Below are 19,829 nucleotides of genomic sequence, written 5' to 3' on the forward strand. Positions count from 1 at the left end.
GATCGTTGACATCGTCCCGCGTGCGCAGTCTTTCGGAATGAATCACGATCCGACTCCCTCATCTCTGGGTTCGGTCCATGCTGCGCCGGTCGGTGACTCCGCGCCGGAATTCGAGGAGACTCCCGATCTCCGCGACACCGCCACCATTTCTCCTGATGCCATCCTTGCCCAGGACGACGGCTTTACCCTCCGAGACGAACCTCCCCGCTCACTCATCGCCGTGGCCCGCAACTTCGGCAAATATCATCTCATCTGCGAGCTTGGTCGGGGTGGAATGGGGGTGGTGTACAAGGCTCGGCAAACGGATCTCGACCGGATCGTCGCCTTGAAGATGATCCTGTCGAGCCACCTTGCCTCAAACGATCAAATCGCGCGCTTCTATGCCGAGGCCCGATCGGCGGCCCGTCTCCGAGACCCGAGCATCGTCGGCATCTATGAGGTCGGCGAATACCGTGGTCAGCATTTCTTCACCATGGAGTATGTCGCCGGCAAGAGCCTCGCCCAGGTGATCCGCGAAAACCGTCCGGGAATCGAGGAAACCTCTCGCCTGGTCATGATCGTTGCCCGCGCCGTCCATTACCTCCACCGCCAGGGGATGATCCATCGCGATCTCAAACCGTCGAACATCCTGATCGATGAGGCGGGCAACCCCAATGTCTCCGACTTCGGGCTGGCCAAGCTCCTCGAAACCGAAGATGTCATGACCGCCTCGAATGCCATCGTGGGCACCCCTGGCTACATGGCTCCCGAGCAAGCGGCCGGCAAAGGGCGCGATGTCGGCCCGAGCAGCGACATCTATAGCCTCGGTGCCATTCTCTATGAGTGTCTAACGGGTCGCCCTCCGCACAACGGCCAGGCCGCGCTCGAAACGCTCGTCCAGGTCATCGAGGGAGAACCTCCCCATCCTCGCGAACTCAATCCGGCCATTCCCCGTCCGCTCGAAAAAATCTGCCTCAAGTGCCTGGAGAAAGACCCGTCCGACCGCTACGCCTCGGCCGGCGACCTTGCCGAAGACCTTGACCACTTCCTCCGGGGAGAACCCGTCGAGGCGACCCGAGGAGGCCCCTGGCACCGCCTTCGCCGCTGGGCTCGACGCGAGCCGGCGCTTGCCTCTCGTCTCGGCACGATGGCCGCCTGTGGCCTGATCGTCTACCTCAATCACACCTTGATTACCTGGACCCGATCGGCGTCGTCTCGGTCGATCGCCGTGGTCGTCATCTGGGCGCTTGCCTCATTCCTCTGCCAGCGTCTATTGCATCGGCACCGCTGGGCGAACCTGGCGCGCTATGCGTGGTCGGCCCTCGATGTCCTGCTGTTCAGCCTGCTCGTGTTCGAGATCCAGGGCCTCAACACCGCGCTCGTCTCCGGCTACTTCCTGTTGGTTTCAGCCTCGGGACTCTGGTTTCACGAACGAACAGTCTGGCTCACAACCTTCCTCTCCGTGACCGGCTATGCGGCCCTGGCCATCACTCAGGGTCTTCCCGAGCTCGGCTACGACGCTCCTTACCGGCACTTCGTCTTTGCCTCGGCCCTGGCGGCATCGGGGTTCGTCGTTTCGTATCAGGTCCGCCGGGTCCGAGCCTTGAGCAGCTATTACACCCACCGTCCCTTACCGTAGCTGCTCGTTCCACACTCGCTCCTCCTCGGTCACGGTATGCAGGCCATGCTCGGTGTCAAGCCGAACAAGCGCCTCACCCAGCGTGCCGTTCGGGTCGTCTCGCACCATGATCGCCAATTGCCGAGCGATGACCTCCTGATCCTCCGGTTGTTCCCAGGCCCGGAATGCCTGTTCCGCCATCTCCGGACCCGCGTCCGAGGCATCTCCCGTCCGCCTGGCCAGCCGATCCCGGAGAACCTCCAACGGCGCGACCATGTTCAAGAAGACCGCCGGAACTCCCAGGGATCGGGCGGCCTTGAGGAACCGCAAGCGCTGCTCCTCTCGCGCAAAGCTGGCGTCCACCACGACCCGACGCCCTTCAAACAGCATCGCCTCGGCCCGTCGCAGACACTCGGCATACGTCCGCTCGGTCCATTCCGATGTATAAATCCCCTCACCAAAATCGGCGGCGGCGGAATGCGTGGGACTCAGGCCCGCCAGCTCCTTCCGCACCACGTCCGATCGGATCACCTCGAACCCGGATCGATCGGCCAGCCCCCGTGCCAGGGTCGATTTTCCGGCACCCGGAGCCCCAGCCACCAGCACAAGACAGGGCCGTCGGCTCGCGTCCTCCAGCTCTCCAAGTGCCCGCAACCAGTGCCCTCGCGCTTTCTGGATCGCCTCGGCCCGGTCCTCGTCGCTCCGCTCGGGCTGTAAGGCAGCCAATCCATCGACCTTCGCTCGAACCACCGCCCGGTAAGCGATGAAGAAGGGCCAGAGGGGCCGGCCTTCCTCATCTCCGGAAAGGGCTTCATAGGCCTGGATCACCGCCCTCACACCGGATCGATCCCCTCGCGCAGCAAGCAAATCCATCGCCAGGAATGCCAGATCTGCGACAGGATCGACCGACCGCAACCAATCGCTGAACTCGATGCAATCGACGATCACCAGATCGTCCGGCGGACAACGATCGGGTCTGAGATAAATGTGATCGAGACGCAAGTCTCCATGCCCATCGCACGGGACGCCCCGATCCGCTCTCGCCATCACCAGGGGCCGAAGCCGCTCGAGTTCCCAGTGCGTCAAGGCTCGGAGCCGATCAATGACCGATCGACTGACCGATCGTCCCACCAACGGCTCGGAGCTGACAAAATTGTCCTCCGCGTTGCGGGCCACCGCCTCGAACCCAGCCGCATCGGCGATCGCCGCGTTCCGATCAGCCAGTCCATAAAACGCGACCAGTCGAGCGACAATCGTCCCGATCGCGTGCTCCAGTTCCTGACCGCCCAACCCGCATTCCTTAACCTGATGCTTCAGCGTCATCGTCTCGTCGAGCCGCTCCATCTTCACGGCCCACTCAACCACATCACCTAGCCCCTCCATCCGGAGACGATCGCCCGATCGCGTCACCGGCACCACGCCGAGGTAGACGTTTGGGGCCAATCGACGGTTCAGTCGAATCTCCTCCTCACAAAAATGACGACGCCGTTCAAGGGTCGAAAAATCCACGAATCCAAAATTCACCGACTTCTTCACCTTGTAGGCATACGGACCCGCCAGAAAGACGACCGAGATGTGCGTTTGATGGACCTCAACCGCATCGACCCGATGCTCATAGGCATCGGGTCGCGCAAGTGCGTCGATCAAGACCTCAATCTCCATGTCAATCCCTCGACCGATGCCCGATCCTGGGCTCAGTAGCCGATCGCCGCGCCGTCTTTCCGAGGATCGGAGCCCCCCATCAGCACCCCACGCTCCAGATCAATCCGAATCGCCTGGTAACCTCCGTAACTCCCTGGCCGATCGTCAATCCGGTGCCCCTTCGCCTTCAGCGCGTTGCGAACGTCCGGCCCAATCCCCGATTCGAGCGAGACGGCTCCCCCGCCGTCTCCCGGCTGCCCCGTCGGCTCCGACGATCCGAAATGACGGAACCGCGCCGCCTCTCCAGCCTCCTGAACATCCATCCCGAAATCGATCATGTTGCAAAGCACCTGCACATGACCTTGCGGCTGCATATCACCGCCCATCACGCCGAAGCTCAGCCAGGGACGACCATCCTTCGTCACAAACGCCGGAATGATCGTATGAAACGGTCGCTTGCCCGGTTCCAGACGATTCGCGTGTGACGGATCCAGTGCGAACCACGAACCGCGATTCTGCAACGCGAACCCCAGGCCTCGGGGCACATGCTGCGATCCAAAACTGTGGAAATTACTTTGGATCAGGCTCACGCAGTTGAAGTCCTTGTCCACGACCGTCAGATAAATCGTATCTCCCTGCTGCATCGGTCCCGGCTCAACCTCCGTCAGCGCTCGGTCCGGATCGACCAGGGCCGCTCGCGTTTCGGCATACTCCTTCGAAATCAGGCGATCAACCGGCACTTCGGCAAACGCCGGATCGGCGTAGTACGTCGCCCGATCCTCGAACGCCAGTTTCTTGGCCTCGATCATCAGATGCAACGCCTCGGCCGAGTTATGACCAAGACTTGCCAGATCGAAGCCTTCGAGGATGTTCAGCATTTGCAGCGCAGCGATCCCCTGGCCGTTCGGTGGCAGTTCCCAGACGTCGTACCCTCGGTAGTTCGTTGAAACGGGATCGACCCACGTACTTTCATGCGATTCAAAGTCTTCCCGAGCAAACAGCCCGCCGACCTCGTTCGAGTACGCCACCATCGCCCTCGCCGGCGCACCACGATAAAAGGCCGCCGGACCTTCCTCCGCGATGAACCGCAGGGTTCGTGCCAGGTCAGGATTTCGGAAGACGTCGCCGAACCCGGGCGCCTTGCCTCCCGGCAGCAGACACTCAGCCGAGGACGGAACCGCCGCAAGTCGCTCCTCGTCATCCTTCCAGTTCGCCGCGATCACCTCGCTGACCGGGAATCCCTCCTCGGCGTATTGGATCGCCGGAGCAAGCAAATCCGCCATCGGCATCGATCCGAACCGCTCGTGCAACGTGGCCCAGCCGTCCACGCAGCCAGGAACCGACCAGCTCAACGGCCCATAAATCGGGACATACTCATGCCCTTGCTCACGGTAATAATCCATCGTCGCTCGTTTCGGAGCCCGCCCCGATGCGTTGAGACCTTGCAGCTTGCCCGACTTCGCATCCCAGACGATTGCGAACAGGTCGCCGCCGATTCCGCAAGACATCGGCTCCACCACCCCGATCACCGCGTTCGCGGCGATCGCCGCGTCAATCGCGTTTCCGCCATCCTGCAAGACCCGGATGGCCGCCTGAACTGCCAGGGGTTGGCTCGTCGCGGCCATCCCCTGCCGGGCAAGCACGGCCGACCGAGTCTTGTGGATCGGCCCGGTCGGGCGGTCGTGGGCACTGGCGAGGCTGGTCATGGTGGCAACGAGCAACAGGGCCGACAAGGTCGAACGACTCATGATTCTTTTTGCTCCGAGGACGACGGGTAGACCCTCGATCGTCGCCCCGAAACCCAGCTATATCAAGGCTCCGTCGCCCCCGTTCGACCAAATCGATCGTGACGGCCGTACCGACTCCGCCGCCGACTTTCCTCAAGGAAATAGTTTTCGTCGCGAAGAATTTGGACCTCGTTTTCGAGCCAACGGAGGCGATTGGCCAGTTCCTGCACGGCGGTTTCCACGTCTCGATTTCCCTGGTCGAAGTCGCTGAGACGCCGCTGATCGCGCTCGACCGCCAGGCGGGCGGCATCCCGTTCGGCCTCCATCAGATCACGCCAGATCCGCGTATCAGCCACCCGATAGAACGCCTGTTGCAACGCCATCGGCGAACTCAAACCATCCCGCACCGCCCGGAGAAAATTTTCCTGGCTGGCAAGTTCCGCCTCGACTTGCAGTTCAGCAGCCCTGAGCCTCGCCTCCTGCGCTTGCAGTCGAATTTGAGAGGCGAGCAGATCCCCTTCGATGCCCGCGCGCAGTTCCTCGACATCCGGCTCAGGACTCCGGCCGAGAATGCGCCGTCGCATGGCGTCGAGCATCTGAGCAACCTGCTCCCGCTCGGCCTGGCGAGCTTCGAGTTGCGACTCGGCATCGGCCACCCGGACCTCAAGGATCTGAACCTGTCGGGGCGCAACCCCTCCGATCCGCTGCTGCCTGCGGTTTTCCTCCAGAATCATTCGCTCCAGTTCCAGAAACCGCTCCGCTTCACGCACGCGGACATCCCGGACGCGAAGCCGATTTTCCAGCAATTCCAATCGCTCGCGGGTCGTGTCCGAGAGATCCGCAGGCAACTCGTCCTGGACCGTGACATTGGGGTCGTCCGTCGCGTCCGCGTCCGGACGACCCGATGGTGCCTGCACGCCCACCGAACCTTCGACCACCATCAACACACCCAGAACAACCGACCAGAGTAACGTCATCGAGCGTCTCCCTATGATCGAAGATTCAAGCGAGCAAGTGCTTGCGGATCAGGGCATCCGATTGCGAATTCCCTGCAATTCCCAGTGAACCTGATAGAGTTCGTCTCGAAGGGTCTCGACAAGCGATTCCAAGACGTTGACGCGAGCCGCCAGGTCTTCCGTTCCCCGCTGACCGGCGAGGGGATCGCTCGCCTCCGGGTTGTCAAACTGCTCAAGCCGCCGCTTCGCCCGATCAAGAACCAGGCGGGCAACCTCCTGCTCAGCGACCATGGTATCTCGCCAAGCGGTTGCCTCAGAAACGCGATGCGTGGCCTGTCGGATTCGGCCCGGCCCTTCGGTCCCACGCCGGACCGATTCGCGGAAGTGTTCGCGCTTCTGCTCCTCGGCCGTCAGCTGGGCCTGAGCGGCCTTCACGCGGGCCTGCCGGGCGCGGAGTTGGGCTTCCCGGATGCGCACTTCGTCGTCGAGGCGGGCGCGCTGTTCGTCCAGGTCCGGCTCCGGACTGGGCGAGGCAGCTACGCGGCGAACCTGCTCCAGTCGGATTGCCAGTTCATCGCGGTCGGCCTGTCGCGCTTCGAGCAATGCCTCGGCACCAGTCAACCGGGCTTCGGCCTCCTCAACCATCCGAGCGGGAATTCCGCCCGCCTCGCGCCGATCGCGGAGCGCCTGAAGAATGTCTCGCTCGAATTCGAGCTGGCGATCCGCCTCGCTGATGCGGGTCTCCCGGACGCGAAGCATCGCCTCCAGCATGGCCAGGTCTTCGGCAAGTTCCCGCGAGTACCCTTGATTCGCTTCTGTCTTCTCCTGCTCCTCGCCAGTTTGGGACGGATCGTCCTGACCGTGGGCGATCGGCACCATCACGCAGAAACCAACCAAGACTCGAGCCAACGTGGTGATCATCGGACACCTCCCATCAATTGATTGCGCAAAAATGTCATGGGTCGGAAAGGAACCGTTCGATCTCCTCTCGGTGAGCCAGGCCACCCTGAGCGCCGGGCCTCGTGACCGCAAGCGACCCGGCCGCACAGGCAAAGACCGCGGCATCGACCGGCCCCCGTCCCTCGGCCAGTGCCACTGCCAATGCCCCGTTAAAGGCATCGCCCGCGCCGACCGTATCAACCGCCTTGACCTTGGGAGCCGGCACGAGGTTCTGTCCCCAATCACGACCGAGCACCAGGCATCCCCGATCCCCGAGCGTGACGATCACCCCGCACCCGCCCCGATCTCGAAGTGCCTTGGCCGCCTCGATCGCCTGCTCGATAGTTTCCGTCGGCATCGTGGTCAGCTCGGCCGCTTCCTCTTGATTCGGCGTCAGGAAATCAACATGCGAAAGCATCTCCGTTTCCAGAATCGCTCGATCCGCCGGTGCAGGGTTGAGGATCGTCGTCATGCCGTTCGCCTTCGCGCGGGCCAGGCCCCGCGCGACCGTCGGCACCGGGACCTCCAGGCAGGCGAGCAATACACCTTTCCTCGGAAACGCGGCATCGGGCAGGGCGTCGATGTCGCTCGGCGTCAGATGCGCACTCGCTCCAGGAGCAACCCCGATCAGGTTCGCGCCGTCCTCACCAACGAAGATCAGGGCGACCTGATTCGCCTCGTCCGACACCGTCTTTGCAAAGCTTAGGTCAAGCCCTTCGTTCCGATCGTGCTCGACCAGCCATCGGCCGAAGTCGTCGTCACCCAGGGCGGTGAGAAACGTTACCTCGGCACCGGCTCGACGCGCCGCGACGGCCGCGTTCGCTCCCTTTCCCCCCGGCCCTCGGAGCAATTCCCCACCCAGCAAGGTTTCCCCCGGTCGGGGAAGTCTTGGCAGGCGGATCGTCAAATCATAACCACTCGATCCGAGCACAACGACGCGGGGCATGGGTGGCTCACTTGCCGATGCAAAAACGTCGGAAGATACGATCCAGGATAGCGTCGTCGATCTCGGCGCCAATGACCCGCCCGAGTTCCTCGACCGCGTCGCGCAGATCGACCGCCACCAGTTCGTCTCCCGCTTCGAGGCGAATCGCCTCCGAAGCGTTCGCCAGCGCCTTCGACGCCCGGACCAGGCCATCGCGGCATCGGGCCGAGGTCAATCCGGTCGGGTCGTGCTCGGTCGCCCGCTCCCGGATCGTCCGAGCAATCGCGAGCCTCAGTGCATCAAGCCCTTGGCCGGAGGCGGCGCTGGTGGCGATCGTCCCGTCAGGAGGTTCTCCCTCGGCGCGATCCGCCTTGGTCCAGACAACCAGCCGAGGACGATCGTCGGGCAGATCGGCCACATGCGGGGCATCACCCGATCGGCAGTCGAGCAAGAGGTCGGCCCCCGCCGCCTGAGCGGCCCGAAGCGCCTGGGCCTCGGCCTCGATCGGGTCACCCGTCTCGTCGATTCCTGCCGTGTCGATCAAATCGACCAGCAACTCCTGACATCGAATGGTCGCCGAGAGATAATCGCGTGTTGTTCCGGCGATTGGAGACACGAGGGCGTGATCCCCGCCTGTCAGGGCGTTAAAGAGACGACTCTTACCCGCGTTCGGCGGCCCGACCAGCACCACGCGCGGCAGCCCCGAGGGCCGATCGCGCCCCCGGAGCCGATCGGCCAGGGCGGCCAGTTCCCTCGCATCACGGGCCAGGTCGCCTGCCAGCCGTTGGCGACCGATCGGGTCCACGTCGGCCTCGTCGACGAAATCGAGCCCCGCTTCGAGATGCGCGAGCGTGTCGAGCAGGCGATCCCGAACCGCCTCGATCGGCCCGGCCAGGCCGCCCGCAAGCTGCTGCAAGGCCGCCTCGACCTGCGCCGGGGACTGCGAGTCGATGACCGCCAGCACCGCCTCGGCCTGCGTCAGATCAATCCGCCCCGAGAGAAACGCTCTCAAGGTGAACTCACCCGGCTCGGCCAGCCTTGCCCCCCGATCCAGACAAAACCCGAGAACCCGACGGAGCAGGGGGGGCGATCCCGTCGTATGAATCTCGGCCATCGGCTGCCCGGTGTAGGTCCTTGAGCCGGGCCAGAACGTGACCGAGGCGTCGAGCGGCAGCCCCTCCAGATCAATCGTCCCCGATCGCCACGAGGGGCGAGTGGGATCCGGTTCCTGGCCCTCATCGAGCCTGACGACCGACCGGGCGATCGTCAGAGATTCCGGTCCCGAAAGTCTGACCAGCCCCCGGAGGGCGGGTCCGGGGGGGCTGGCAATCGCGGCGATGGTGTCAAACGTGTCAAACGAGGCCATCGGGGGTTCGGCTCACCGAGGCCAGTCGGGAAGTCCTGACGCAATCACAAGCCAAGGGGAAGTGAACCGCAATGCTTCGGCCCCGCCTCCCGAATCGGCGATCAGCGTCGCTTACCTGGCTTGGTCTTCTTCTTGTTCGGCCGCGATCGGCCCGGATCGGCCCCAGGAGCGGGAGCCGCTCCGGAGCGTTCCAGCTCACGACGCTTCCGTTCCAGCTCCTCCCGGCGGTAAGTCGTTTCCTTCGAGGCCTCCTGGACCAGGTCGTTGAGCTTCCGGGAGAGCCACCCACCAGAGCCGCCGTTGGGATCAGGCCCCTTCCCGTTGCCTCCGGGACCTCGGCCCTTGCCATCTCGGTCGGGGCCTTCGTCGCCATCGGCGTCGATCGCAGGGGTCTTGGTCACCTTGGGTAGGAGCAATCGTTCGCTGATCGACCAGACGCTGCTGGTGATGAAGTAGAGGGCCAGCCCGGCCGGGACGCGATAGAACATGAGCATCATGAAGACCATCATGAACTTCATGATCCGCTGCTGAGCTTCCTGTTCCGGCGTGGTTGCCGGCGGTGTGAACAGCTTCATCTGCAGTAAGAACAGGCCAATCACCCCCAGCGGCAGGAGGTTGAAGTACGGCCCCAGCAACGGCAGCGTGAACGGCAGCTTGTACAGCATGTCCGGCGCGGCCAGATTGTCGATCCAGAGGAACTGAGCCTGCCTCAGCGACACGCTGACGTTCAAGACCCGCCAGAGGGTCATGAAGATCGGAATCTGGATGAACACCGGCAAGCAGCCGCCCAGCGGGTTGATGCCGTGCTTGCGGTACAGGGCAAAGGTTTCCTGGGCGATCTTCTCTCGGTCGTCCTTGTACTTGTCTCGCAGGGCCACCATGTGCGGCTGAAGGTCCTGCATCTTCTTGGCCGAGGCCGCCTGCTTCCGGCTCAGGGGGAACAGGGCCAGTCGGACGACGACCGTCAGCAAGATGATGGCAATGCCGTAGCTTCCCCGCGTCCCGCCGAACCAGCCGGCAATCGATTCCGTCAGCGAGTAAATCCCCGCCAGCAAGGGAATGATGATATAGACCGACAGAAGCGCAACGATCGGATCGACAATCGCCCAGATGAAGTCCAGCAGCCAGCCGATGACGGGAATTCGGCCCACCTGCCGATAGATCCCCAGTTCCCCTGCGCCGAACGGCAGCAGGGCCGTTTCGGTCTTCGGACCTGCGAAGACCTCGTACGAGTGCGTGATCGTCGATCCCGGCTCCACCTCGACCGGCTTGGAGATGAGGTCAACCGCCACGTCGGCCTTTTTCAGCTCGTTCGGATCGGCATCGACCACCGTCATGACCGCTTCGGCCACCTGTTCGGCCGGTTTTTCAGGCTTCAGGAAGGTGGCAAAGTACTGATTCTCGATCCCTGCAAAAACGGTCGGATAGACGTTATTAATGTAGTAATCAGGATTCTTGGCCACATCGTAGGACGAATACGTCCAGACCTCGACCGTATCCCCTTCCGTCCCCTTGCCGAAGTAGGCATTCCGGAAGGTATGCGTATACCACTCCCCCTCGATCGGGATGCCCGACGGCCCATCCAGGCGATAGAGCAGTTCCCGGGGCTCGTCTACACCCTCCAGCAGATCGAAGGCCAGGTCCAGCGCAACGGCATCCGTCCCCTTCCGCAATCGGTAGGTCTTGGTGATAACGACCGGGGGAAGTTCCGCCGGTTCTCGCAGCACCGTACGGAAACTCAACTCCTGACCGATCTCGTTCCCCTGTTCGTCCCGGATGATCGCAACCGGATTGGCCTCAGCCTGGGTCGCCTCGTCCAGTTCATCAAACGGAACACCGTCCACGAGCACCTGCCACGATCGCCAATCCAGGTCGGAAATCGGCCGAAGGACCCCGTCCTCCGTGACGTTCAGCATCTGCAACGCCAGCGGGCGATGCTCAGGGATGACCGAACGGACCAGGGTCATGGGCCGTTCTCGGGGCTCACCCTCCTCGTACTCGGCATTGTGCAATGCCGACAACACGCGACGAACGCTCGCCCCTCGCTGGTCGGCAACGACCTGAAGATGGTAGCCGTCCGTCGCCGATTCCTCGACCGATCCAAGCACGAGCAACTCTGGATCCACCGTCGCGGCCGGTCGATCTTGCTCGGGCTCGGCCTCATCCGCTTCCACCACCGATTCCGGAGCGGGAGCGTCTTGATCGTCCCCCACCTCCGGACGATCCTCGACCGGTGCCGCGCCGTCGGCGCCTTCGGCGGCGTCAGGCTCATCACTCGCATCGGCCGGATCAGCCTGGGCAACCTGCGGCGCCTCGGGCTTGGGCTCAGGCTCAGGAATCAGGCCGAGGCGGCTGAGCGTATAGTTCGTCCCGGTGATCAGGATCAGCGACAAGATCATGAACAAAAACAGTCGCTTCGGATCCTGGCTGGGATTCGGCTCGGTGCTCATCGGCTCGGGAACCTTGGGATCAGGGAATCAACGGATGAAGGGCCAGGCAAGGAAAACGGGAGGAGGAAACGTCGTTCCAACCAAGCTCGCGGACGATTCGATCGGGATCGGCGCGTCCCTCACTTCGCCCCCGTGCGAGCTTCGTCCCCGAACGGAAAGAACGTCAAGGGCTCGAACGCTCGCGATCGCAACGTCTTAGTCCGAACTTCGATCCAGATCGAGCGCGAATCTCAAGGCGAAACGCACTCTCGGGCAGGGCGGGGGGGCTCGTAATCACCGGTGCCGAGGCAACTCCTGCCGCTCGCTTCCGATTCATGATTGGTCACGGCAATGGCTTCTCGACCGCCTCCGAAGGCGATTGCAGCGAAAACCCAGCGACGATCACGGCATCAACGCCCCTGGCGAAGCCGATCGCCCAGAAACGGCTCCAGCTCAGAGATGGCGTAGATCTTCTCAATCGTCGTCTCGAAGTCATAGGGAATACGGCGGTAGAACAGCCGGGTCTGACCCAACGGTGCCGAGGTCGACTCTCCCTCCGCTTCGCGATCGGCTCCGACGTTCGCACTGTCTTCCACGATCAGGTAGCAGGCTCGATTGTCACCATCTCTCGGCTGTCCGACCGAGCCGACGTTGACCATCACCTTGCCTTCGCCCAACGTGTACTCGTGGTCAATTTCCTCGGGAGCGTAAAACTGGTATCCCTCGGTGAAGACCCCCGGCACATGCGTGTGCCCCTGGAAGCAGTACTGCTCCACCAGTTGGAACAGACGCTCCATCTTTCGCTGGTTGTAGATGTCTTCCGGAAAGATGTACTCGCTCAGGGGGTTCCGGGGCGAACCGTGAACAAACAGGTACGGTCCCGTCCGGTAGGTCCGGTGCAGTTCCGAAAGGAAATCCCAGCGCCGTTCCCGCTGTGCCGAGTCGCCACCCGTCTCCAGTTGATCACGCGTCCAGAAGATAGCCCGTTCCGCTCCGATATTGAATCCATTCGGATCGAACAAGGCCCCTTCGTCGTGATTGCCGAGGAGTGAGACCTCGCAATTCTGCATCACAAGGTCGATACACTCCCGCGGGTTCGGGCCATACCCGATGATGTCACCCAGGCAGAAAATCTCGTCGATCCGCTGCTGCTGGATGTCGTCGAGTACGGCCTCCAACGCTTCGAGATTCCCGTGAATATCACTGATCAGGGCTCGACGCACGGGAGGCTCTCCGGACCGAACCGGTACGACACGCGACGGGAGGCTAACGTCGCACAGACAGAAACCGGTTCCGTTTGAATTTTGCTGATGGTCAGAATAGGGTATCGTAGAACCAGGGACGCGGGAGGGTCAAGCCCAAGCCGGGACAGCACGCCAGGATGCGTCGGTCCCCCCTCGGCGGCTCGTTCTGCGCTTCAAGGAACTCGCCCGGTGAACCTGCTGATCCTCGACACCTCGACCCTCCACTCCGCTGTCGCCCTCGGGCTCGACGATGGTCAATCGCTGATCGTTCATCCCGAGCCTGGCCCCAAGCATGGCCGCCTGCTCGTCCCGGCGATCCGAGACCTGCTTGACCGCGCCGGTCTTCAACCACGCGACCTTGACGCCGTGGCCGTGGCCATCGGTCCAGGATCGTTTACCGGCCTCCGCGTAGGGGTCACTGCGGCCAAGACGCTCGCCTTCGCCATCGGTTGCCCCATCGTCCCCCTCTCGACCCTCGAAATCCTCGCCCACAACGCCCCGAGCGACGCCCTTTGGGTCGTCTCGGCGCTTGATGCCCAGCGCGGTGATCTCTTTTCGGCCTCGTTTCGACGCGAGACGCCCGGTGGCCCCTTGCTCCGAGCGTCTCCGGATCAGATCATCCCGGCCGACGCCTGGACCTCCGACCTCCCGACCGGGGCCTTCGTCCTCTGCCCGACGCCCGACCGGATCGCCGCGGAGATTCCCGACCACGCCACGATCGCCCCCCCCGAACGGGCTCGCCCCCTTGGTGGCGTCCTGCTCGACCTCGCCACCCGGGCGATTGCGAACGGAGATCAGGCCGACCTCTGGACCCTCGAACCGCGATACCTCCGCCGCAGCGCCGCCGAGGAAAAACGCGACGCCCTGCACCCTTGATCCCGGCCGCGCCGGCCCCGGAACCGCCGCCCTATGCCCGATCTCACCCAGTCGCGGACCATCTCGACCTACTCGCTCCAGTGGAATCGCTACCGGATCCTCCGCCCCGAGGAAGACCGCGCGACCTTCCGCAACCGAACCGGCTTGACCGACGCCGACCTCTCCGGCTCCCTCGTCCTCGACGGAGGGTGCGGCATGGGCCGCTACGTCCGGGTCGCCGCCGAGGCCGGGGCCCGCGTCGTCGGCATCGACCTGAGCGAAGCCGTCCAGGCCGCCCGAGACCTGAACGCCGACCTGCCGATCGTCGGCCTGCTCCGAGCCGATCTCTTCCGCCTCCCCCTGCTCGAAGGGTCGTTCGATCACATCTACTCCCTCGGCGTCCTCGACCACACACCCGACCCCCGCCGCGCCTTCCTCTCGCTCGCCCGACGACTCAAACCGGGAGGCCGCATCGCCATCTGGGTTTACCAGAAGGAGCGTCCCGCGCTCGAGGCGATCATCGAGGCCCACCGCGCCATCTCAACCCGCCTTCCCGTCCCTGTCCTCGAAACCCTCAGCCGATGGTCCGCGCCGATCGGCAGCCTGAAGCGTCGCCTGATGAACAGCCCGAACCGCCTGGTCGCTCGGTGCGGTGTCGCGCTCAACGTGCTGACGATCGGCGTCTCGATGCACCCCGATCCCGAGGTCCGCGTCTGCGACACGCTCGACTGGTACGCGCCGAAGTACGCTTCGCGGCACACCTTCGAGGAGGTGTCCTCCTGGTTCCACGAGGCTGGTCTTGTGGAGATCGAAGACCTCTCTGCCCGCCAGACCCACTACCACAAGGGGCAGGGCAACGGCATCAACCTCGCCGGTCGTCGCCCGGTAGCGTGACCTGATTGCGCACGACGATGCATCCGCTTGAAGCCCTCGGGCGTTCTGACGTACACTTCGAACCACGCTCCACACGCGAGACTCCCAACGAGGCCCGGAGGCGGTACGGATGGCGGCATCGAGCCCAATCGACGGCAACGCGAACCCTCTGCGCGAGCACCTGCCGCAAGCCTCGGCCGTCGACCCCTGCGCCATCGTCCTGTTCGGCTCGACGGGCGACCTGACCCACCGCAAGCTCGCGCCCGCCCTGTTCGAGCTGGCCCTCTCCGGCGAACTGCCTGCGGGCTTCGCCGTGGTCGGGTTCGGCCGAAGGCCCTGGAGTGACGACCAGTTCCGCGAGAATCTCCGGGAAACCCTCGCCAAGGAAAACGACGGCCGAGACTTCGACACGGCCTGGCAACGCTTCGCGCCTCACCTCGTCTTCGTCGAAGGGAACCTCGACGATCCCGCCTCTTTCGTCAAGCTCCGCGAACGGCTTGAGGAGGTCGATCGTTCTCACGAAACCCGCGGCAATCGCCTGTTCTATCTGGCCGTCGCCCCCGAGTTCTTCGCGCCGATCGTCACTCAGCTCGGCGATGCCGGCCTGATCTACCCCGGCTATCAGGAGGCTCCCTGGAGCCGCGTCGTCGTCGAAAAACCGTTCGGCCACGACCTGCAAAGCGCCCGACAGCTCAACCGCGAGCTGCAATCCGTCCTCGACGAGCGGCAGATCTACCGGATCGACCACTATCTCGGCAAGGAAACCGTCCAGAACATCCTCGCCCTTCGCTTCGGCAACGCCATCTTCGAGCCGATCTGGAACCGCCGCCACATCGCCTCGGTCCAGATCACCGTTGCCGAGCGCGAAGGCATGGCCGGCGGCCGAGGCGCCTTCTACGACGGCGCGGGCGCGATCCGAGACATGGTCCAGAACCACATGATGCAGCTCCTCTGCCTTGTGGCGATGGAGCCTCCCGTCGATCTCTCGGCCGACTCGGTCCGAACCGAGAAGGTCAAGATCCTCCAGACCCTCCCCCGCTGGACCCCCGAACAGGTCGATCAGCACGTCGTCCGCGCCCAGTATTCCGCCGGATCGCTCCAGGGGGAAGACGTTGTCGGCTTTCTTCAGGAGAAGGGGGTCGCCCCCGACTCGACGACCGAAACCTTTGTCGCCCTCCGCGTCATGCTCAACACCTGGCGATGGGCCGGTGTCCCGTTCGTGCTCCGGACCGGCAAGCGCCTCCCGAAGCGAGCGACCGAGATCGCCATCGAGTTCCGCAACCCTCCCACCACCTTTTTCGAAGCCGACACGGAAGGCAGTTCGGCCGTCAACCAGCTCATCCTCAACATCCAGCCGAAAGAAGGAACCAGCCTTGGCTTCCAGGCCAAGATCCCCGGCTCTCGCCGCCGGCTCCGCTCGGTTCGCATGGATTTCCGCTACGGGACCGCCTTCGCCCGCCCCGCTCCCGAAGCCTATCAGCGCCTCTTGCTCGACGTGATGCTTGGCGACCCGACCCTCTTTACCCGAACCGACGAGGTCGAGGCCGCCTGGCAATTCATCACCCCAATTCTCGACGCCTGGAACCGCCCCGACGCCCCTCCTCCTCACTCCTACGAAGCTGGTTCCTGGGGGCCCGAGGCCGCCGACACCCTCGCCGCCGATCATGGCATCCGCTGGCGACGCCTCTGATCGGCCCTGCATCCCTCGATTCAGTCCCGGACGAGCGAGCCGGCCTCACTGCCGAACAGGCGGAGGTCCGTTACCATCGGCATGATCGACCAGTCCATCCCGGTCCAGGCGTGATGCTTGACCGTCACCGATTGCTCCGTCAGGTCGATCTCCAGAAACCCCGGCGGCCGTCGTCCGGTCGGGTCACGGAGCAGGGGGGCTCCCGCGTTCAGGCTAAGTTGCTCCGGCACTTCGTGCGGCCGGTGCGCCCAGGCCGCATGCACATGTCCGCTGCAATACAGGTGAGGCCCGACCCTCCGCAGCCAACGCGCCACGTCCGCCGCGTTGACCATCCGCTTCTTTCGCAGTTCCGACTGATACGCCTCCGGCGCGGCCACCGGATAATGGCACGCCACAATCAGCCGCTTCGGCCTCGGATCGGTCGTCAGGAGCAGTTCCCTCGCCTGGTGAAACTGATCGTCCGGCAACCGTCCGGTGGCCGAAAGGTGCGCCCGCGTTGCATCCAACGCCAGAATCGCCGTGCGTTCATCGAGATGGCGCAACCAGGGGAAGCTATCCCCCGGCGAGAACGCCCCGAAAACTCGCTCAAACGCCCGCGTCCGAACCGATCGCGACGTGTACCGGTCGTGATTGCCCGGCAAGATCGACACCCGATCCGGGTCACCGAGCAGCGGCCCTAACGCCTCTCTTGCCTGCTCAAATTCGCGACGCATGGCCGTGGTCGTCAGATCACCCGTAATCAGCAAGTGATCGGCGTTGATCGACTTGACACGCTCAACCACGTCCTCCATCCGCTCCAGCCGAAACTTCTTCGCCCGACCCGTGAACAATTCCGCCATGCCCACGGCCCGTTTGCCCCAGAGCTTCACCGGATTAATCGAGTAGCGCCAGATGTGAATGTCAGACAGGTGGACAATCTTCAACGCTCTTCCTCAAAACGCGACCATCCCAGTGAATCCGGTCGGCACGACCCACACCCCGCCGTCCCTTCACCGTCAGCCCGCCCACGGGTCTGCCACCACCAGCAGATCGTACGCGAGATGCGTGCCAACGGCGATCCCGAACCCCCTCAAGATCATCACCCAGGCGAAGTAAACCCCTGCCAGCCATCGAAAAACGAACGTTGACCAGGAAAACGCCCCCGGCACCTCGCCGACATGATGCGCCATCGAGAACAGCAGCGCCGAGCCACTCACCGCCATTGCCGTCGCCAGTACATTGGGGATGAGCAAGACCCTCAAGACCGCATAGCAAAGCCCGAGCAGACCCAGCCGGAACACGGCCTCTTCGAAAATTCCGGCACCCACCAGGCCGATCAATTCGCCCGCGTTCAGGTCCAATTCAACCGGCGAGGCAACTTCCAGGGGCAAGCTTCCGCCGGCGGCTTCGAACCAGTGATCGAACCATCGGAACAGGGCAAGCAACCCGGCCCCCAGCACCGCACATTCGACAATCGCCACCACCAGCCACCTCATGCGGAACCGTCCCGGCTCGGCAATCCGCCAGGCGATCAGACCCAGGGCCAGAACAACCGAAGGTGCCCAGTCAGGCACCCGGAACCGATCGGGCGTCAAGCGGCCGATCCAGGCATCCACCCCGGCCCGCAACGCTTCGTCCCCGCCGAGCGCCGCGATCCCTCCCTCATAGATCGCCAGCAACGGCAAGACCATCATGATCGCCGCCGACGCCCCTCGGCATTGCGACCAGTACCCTCCCGATCGCCCCACACGACGCCCCTCTCCCCCCCCCTCAGGCCGAGCAAACACCCGCGACGGAGGGGCCTTCGCAACCGAGCCAGGGCCAGGTTCGTGGTAGGCTCTCATAGAAGTTGCTCATCGTCGAAATCACGAGTCCGACTGAGCCGGATCCCCCGCCACCATTGCCAATTGGTCTGAACGTGCCGAAAATGTTGAACGAACCGAACGCTTCGAAATTCGAACGGGCCTTGAGACACGTTCCTTCGCCCGCTAGGATTGACCTCAAGAGTCGAGCCTTGCTCGCCTTTCCCGCCTGAGGCGGTCGGCAATCCCCCATTCCGCCCGAGACAGTGAAGTCTTTCTCCGTTCCATGAACGGCTCGGAACACCGCGTAGAGCGACGACAGGTCCGGCTCCCGTGGGCCCGGTTCCTCCCGGAACCGGATTGCACGATGGCCGGCCGGATCACCGGGGAGGAATCGCGCGTGACCATCGCGTGGCGAAAGTTCTGGATCATCGGCCTGATTGCCCTGGCCGGCTGTAGTGCGTCGGAACCCGTCGAGTTTACTCACGACCCCCGCCTCTCCGGCGAGGAGTTCGCCGAGAAACCCAAGGCCCGACACGCCGTCGAGTCCATCGTTGATGAGATGTTCGGCGAGTCTCCCGCCTTGCTCCGAGTCCCTCGGGGTTCCGGCCTTCCCGAAGGCGGACGCTACCTCGCGGGTCTTGTCCAGGAAGGCGACGATCCCGAGGACATCCGACCGGTCGTCTACTATCCGGCCGGTTCCGACACGCCGGTGCCGATCGCCGGGGGCCAGGCTCTTTACCATCGCCACTGCTTGCACTGCCACGGCATCTCCGGAGACGGTCAGGGACCGACCGCCGCGTTCCTCTACCCCAGGCCCCGTGACTACCGCCGCGGCCTGTTCAAGTTCACCTCGACCGACTACGGCGACAAGCCCTCCCGAGACGATCTGCGCCGCGTCCTTCATCACGGCATCGACGGCACCTCCATGCCCGCCTTCAAGGCCCAGATGACCGACGCCGAAATGGAGCAGGTCATCGACTATGTCCTCTTTCTCACCTATCGCGGCGAGGTCGAACGGATGGTCCTCGAAGAAGCCTCCTTCTACGAAGAGAGCGACTTCGAAGACGAGGAGAGCCTGGAATTCTTCCGAGAAGACGTCGCGGAAATCGCCGAGTTCGAAATCTTCGCCCGCTGGACCGATGCCCTCGAAGGGCTGAATCTGGTCGAGCCGATCACCCCCCGCGTCCCTCCCACGCAGGAGAGCATCGAACGGGGTCGTGATCTTTTCCTCGGCGTCTCCCGCGATGTGAAGCTCGAATGTGCCGGCTGCCACGGGGCCCAGGGAACCGGAGACGGCCCAAGCTGGATCGACCCGGAAACGTTCAATCGCTACGTCTTCATCGAAAATTACGACCCCACCAGCAAAACGACTCTTGAAACCCTTCAGCAAATTGCCGACGAACAACAGCGCCGCTGGAGCGACGAATGGGGCGACCCGCTCCGCCCCGCTGACCTGAACCGAGGCGTTTACAAGGGGGGGCGTCGGCCGATCGACCTCTACTGGCGGATCGCCACCGGCATTACCGGCACCGCCATGCCCGGCCACGTTCAGGCGTTGAGTGATCCGGACGACCTCTGGAATCTGGTCAACTTCGTCCTCGCCTTGCCCCAGCAACCCGACTTGCTCCGACCCGATCAGGTCCAGAAACTCGGGGCTGACACCATCCCTGAAGCCGCCTCGACCGCGGCCCGCTGACCCTTGAGCCTCGCTGCCATGCCTTCGCTTCGCCCCCATGTCCGAGTCGCCGAGGTCGCCGGACCTCCCGCCTTGTTCTCCTGGAACCCGGTCCCCTCGCGGTCCCC

At 63.8% G+C, this 19,829-nt stretch carries 15 protein-coding genes; 5 read left to right on the forward strand and 10 right to left on the reverse strand.

Annotation, left to right across the window (positions count from 1 at the left end; all coding sequences use genetic code 11):
- Positions 1-37 precede the first annotated feature (37 nt).
- Positions 38-1,618: a serine/threonine-protein kinase gene (locus GA615_RS12390; protein ID WP_161602305.1), complete on the forward strand. Its 1,581-nt coding sequence runs from the start codon at positions 38-40 to the stop codon at positions 1,616-1,618.
- Here the strand turns inward: GA615_RS12390 and GA615_RS12395 are convergent.
- From GA615_RS12395 to GA615_RS12430, 8 genes are all read right to left on the reverse strand, one after another.
- Positions 1,610-3,259: a bifunctional aminoglycoside phosphotransferase/ATP-binding protein gene (locus GA615_RS12395; RefSeq protein ID WP_152051623.1), complete on the reverse strand. Its 1,650-nt coding sequence runs from the start codon at positions 3,257-3,259 to the stop codon at positions 1,610-1,612. The genes GA615_RS12390 and GA615_RS12395 overlap by 9 nt on opposite strands.
- 32 nt (positions 3,260-3,291) lie before the next feature.
- Complete coding sequence (ggt, locus tag GA615_RS12400; RefSeq protein WP_152051624.1) at positions 3,292-4,986, reverse strand: gamma-glutamyltransferase; 1,695 nt, start codon at positions 4,984-4,986, stop codon at positions 3,292-3,294.
- A 62-nt stretch (positions 4,987-5,048) separates the two neighbouring features.
- Positions 5,049-5,942: a hypothetical protein gene (locus GA615_RS12405; protein WP_152051625.1), complete on the reverse strand. Its 894-nt coding sequence runs from the start codon at positions 5,940-5,942 to the stop codon at positions 5,049-5,051.
- A 48-nt stretch (positions 5,943-5,990) separates the two neighbouring features.
- Positions 5,991-6,842, reverse strand: coding sequence for a hypothetical protein (locus GA615_RS12410; protein WP_152051626.1), 852 nt, complete (start codon positions 6,840-6,842; stop codon positions 5,991-5,993).
- A 34-nt stretch (positions 6,843-6,876) separates the two neighbouring features.
- The gene (locus GA615_RS12415) at positions 6,877-7,806 is read right to left on the reverse strand and encodes a ribokinase (protein ID WP_152051627.1); all 930 of its coding nucleotides are present in this window, start codon (positions 7,804-7,806) and stop codon (positions 6,877-6,879) included.
- A gap of 7 nt (positions 7,807-7,813) precedes the next feature.
- Positions 7,814-9,151, reverse strand: a complete 1,338-nt coding sequence (locus GA615_RS12420; protein WP_152051628.1) for a tRNA modification GTPase — start codon at positions 9,149-9,151, stop codon at positions 7,814-7,816.
- 101 nt (positions 9,152-9,252) lie between these two features.
- On the reverse strand, positions 9,253-11,601 hold the full coding sequence (locus GA615_RS12425; protein WP_152051629.1) for a YidC/Oxa1 family insertase periplasmic-domain containing protein: 2,349 nt from the start codon (positions 11,599-11,601) through the stop codon (positions 9,253-9,255).
- A 389-nt stretch (positions 11,602-11,990) separates the two neighbouring features.
- Positions 11,991-12,803 carry a metallophosphoesterase family protein gene (locus tag GA615_RS12430; RefSeq protein ID WP_152051630.1) on the reverse strand — a complete coding sequence of 271 codons (813 nt, stop codon included), beginning with the start codon at positions 12,801-12,803 and terminating at the stop codon, positions 11,991-11,993.
- 210 nt (positions 12,804-13,013) lie between these two features.
- Here GA615_RS12430 and tsaB point away from each other — a divergent pair, with 210 nt between their 5' ends.
- From tsaB to zwf, 3 genes are all read left to right on the forward strand, one after another.
- Positions 13,014-13,700, forward strand: a complete 687-nt coding sequence (tsaB, locus tag GA615_RS12435; RefSeq protein ID WP_161602306.1) for a tRNA (adenosine(37)-N6)-threonylcarbamoyltransferase complex dimerization subunit type 1 TsaB — start codon at positions 13,014-13,016, stop codon at positions 13,698-13,700.
- A gap of 33 nt (positions 13,701-13,733) precedes the next feature.
- Positions 13,734-14,573, forward strand: a complete 840-nt coding sequence (locus GA615_RS12440; protein ID WP_152051632.1) for a class I SAM-dependent methyltransferase — start codon at positions 13,734-13,736, stop codon at positions 14,571-14,573.
- Between the two features lie 109 nt (positions 14,574-14,682).
- Entirely contained in the window at positions 14,683-16,242 is a 1,560-nt protein-coding gene (zwf, locus tag GA615_RS12445; protein WP_152051633.1) for a glucose-6-phosphate dehydrogenase, read from the forward strand.
- A 20-nt stretch (positions 16,243-16,262) separates the two neighbouring features.
- Here the strand turns inward: zwf and GA615_RS12450 are convergent, their stop codons facing one another.
- Both GA615_RS12450 and GA615_RS12455 read right to left on the reverse strand, forming a co-directional pair.
- Complete coding sequence (locus GA615_RS12450) at positions 16,263-17,165, reverse strand: metallophosphoesterase family protein (RefSeq protein ID WP_152051634.1); 903 nt, start codon at positions 17,163-17,165, stop codon at positions 16,263-16,265.
- Between the two features lie 72 nt (positions 17,166-17,237).
- Positions 17,238-18,065 carry a CPBP family intramembrane glutamic endopeptidase gene (locus GA615_RS12455; protein WP_152051635.1) on the reverse strand — a complete coding sequence of 276 codons (828 nt, stop codon included), beginning with the start codon at positions 18,063-18,065 and terminating at the stop codon, positions 17,238-17,240.
- Between the two features lie 358 nt (positions 18,066-18,423).
- On the opposite strand from GA615_RS12455, the gene GA615_RS12460 reads away from it, so the two are divergent.
- Complete coding sequence (locus GA615_RS12460; protein ID WP_161602307.1) at positions 18,424-19,722, forward strand: c-type cytochrome; 1,299 nt, start codon at positions 18,424-18,426, stop codon at positions 19,720-19,722.
- Positions 19,723-19,829 lie beyond the last annotated feature (107 nt).

Origin of the sequence: Tautonia marina (genome assembly GCF_009177065.1) — a bacterium.
Lineage (GTDB): Bacteria > Planctomycetota > Planctomycetia > Isosphaerales > Isosphaeraceae > Tautonia > Tautonia marina.

Bases quoted from the DNA above. Each gene is read 5' to 3' on its own strand.
- GA615_RS12395 (WP_152051623.1), bottom strand. From the start codon at position 3,259: ATGGAGATTGAGGTCTTGATCGACGCACTTGCGCGACCCGATGCCTAT.
- GA615_RS12440 (WP_152051632.1), top strand. From the start codon at position 13,734: ATGCCCGATCTCACCCAGTCGCGGACCATCTCGACCTACTCGCTCCAG.
- zwf (WP_152051633.1), top strand. From the start codon at position 14,683: ATGGCGGCATCGAGCCCAATCGACGGCAACGCGAACCCTCTGCGCGAG.
- GA615_RS12390 (WP_161602305.1), top strand. From the start codon at position 38: ATGAATCACGATCCGACTCCCTCATCTCTGGGTTCGGTCCATGCTGCG.
- GA615_RS12415 (WP_152051627.1), bottom strand. From the start codon at position 7,806: ATGCCCCGCGTCGTTGTGCTCGGATCGAGTGGTTATGATTTGACGATC.
- GA615_RS12455 (WP_152051635.1), bottom strand. From the start codon at position 18,065: ATGAGAGCCTACCACGAACCTGGCCCTGGCTCGGTTGCGAAGGCCCCT.
- GA615_RS12420 (WP_152051628.1), bottom strand. From the start codon at position 9,151: ATGGCCTCGTTTGACACGTTTGACACCATCGCCGCGATTGCCAGCCCC.
- ggt (WP_152051624.1), bottom strand. From the start codon at position 4,986: ATGAGTCGTTCGACCTTGTCGGCCCTGTTGCTCGTTGCCACCATGACC.
- GA615_RS12405 (WP_152051625.1), bottom strand. From the start codon at position 5,942: ATGACGTTACTCTGGTCGGTTGTTCTGGGTGTGTTGATGGTGGTCGAA.
- GA615_RS12425 (WP_152051629.1), bottom strand. From the start codon at position 11,601: ATGAGCACCGAGCCGAATCCCAGCCAGGATCCGAAGCGACTGTTTTTG.
- GA615_RS12410 (WP_152051626.1), bottom strand. From the start codon at position 6,842: ATGATCACCACGTTGGCTCGAGTCTTGGTTGGTTTCTGCGTGATGGTG.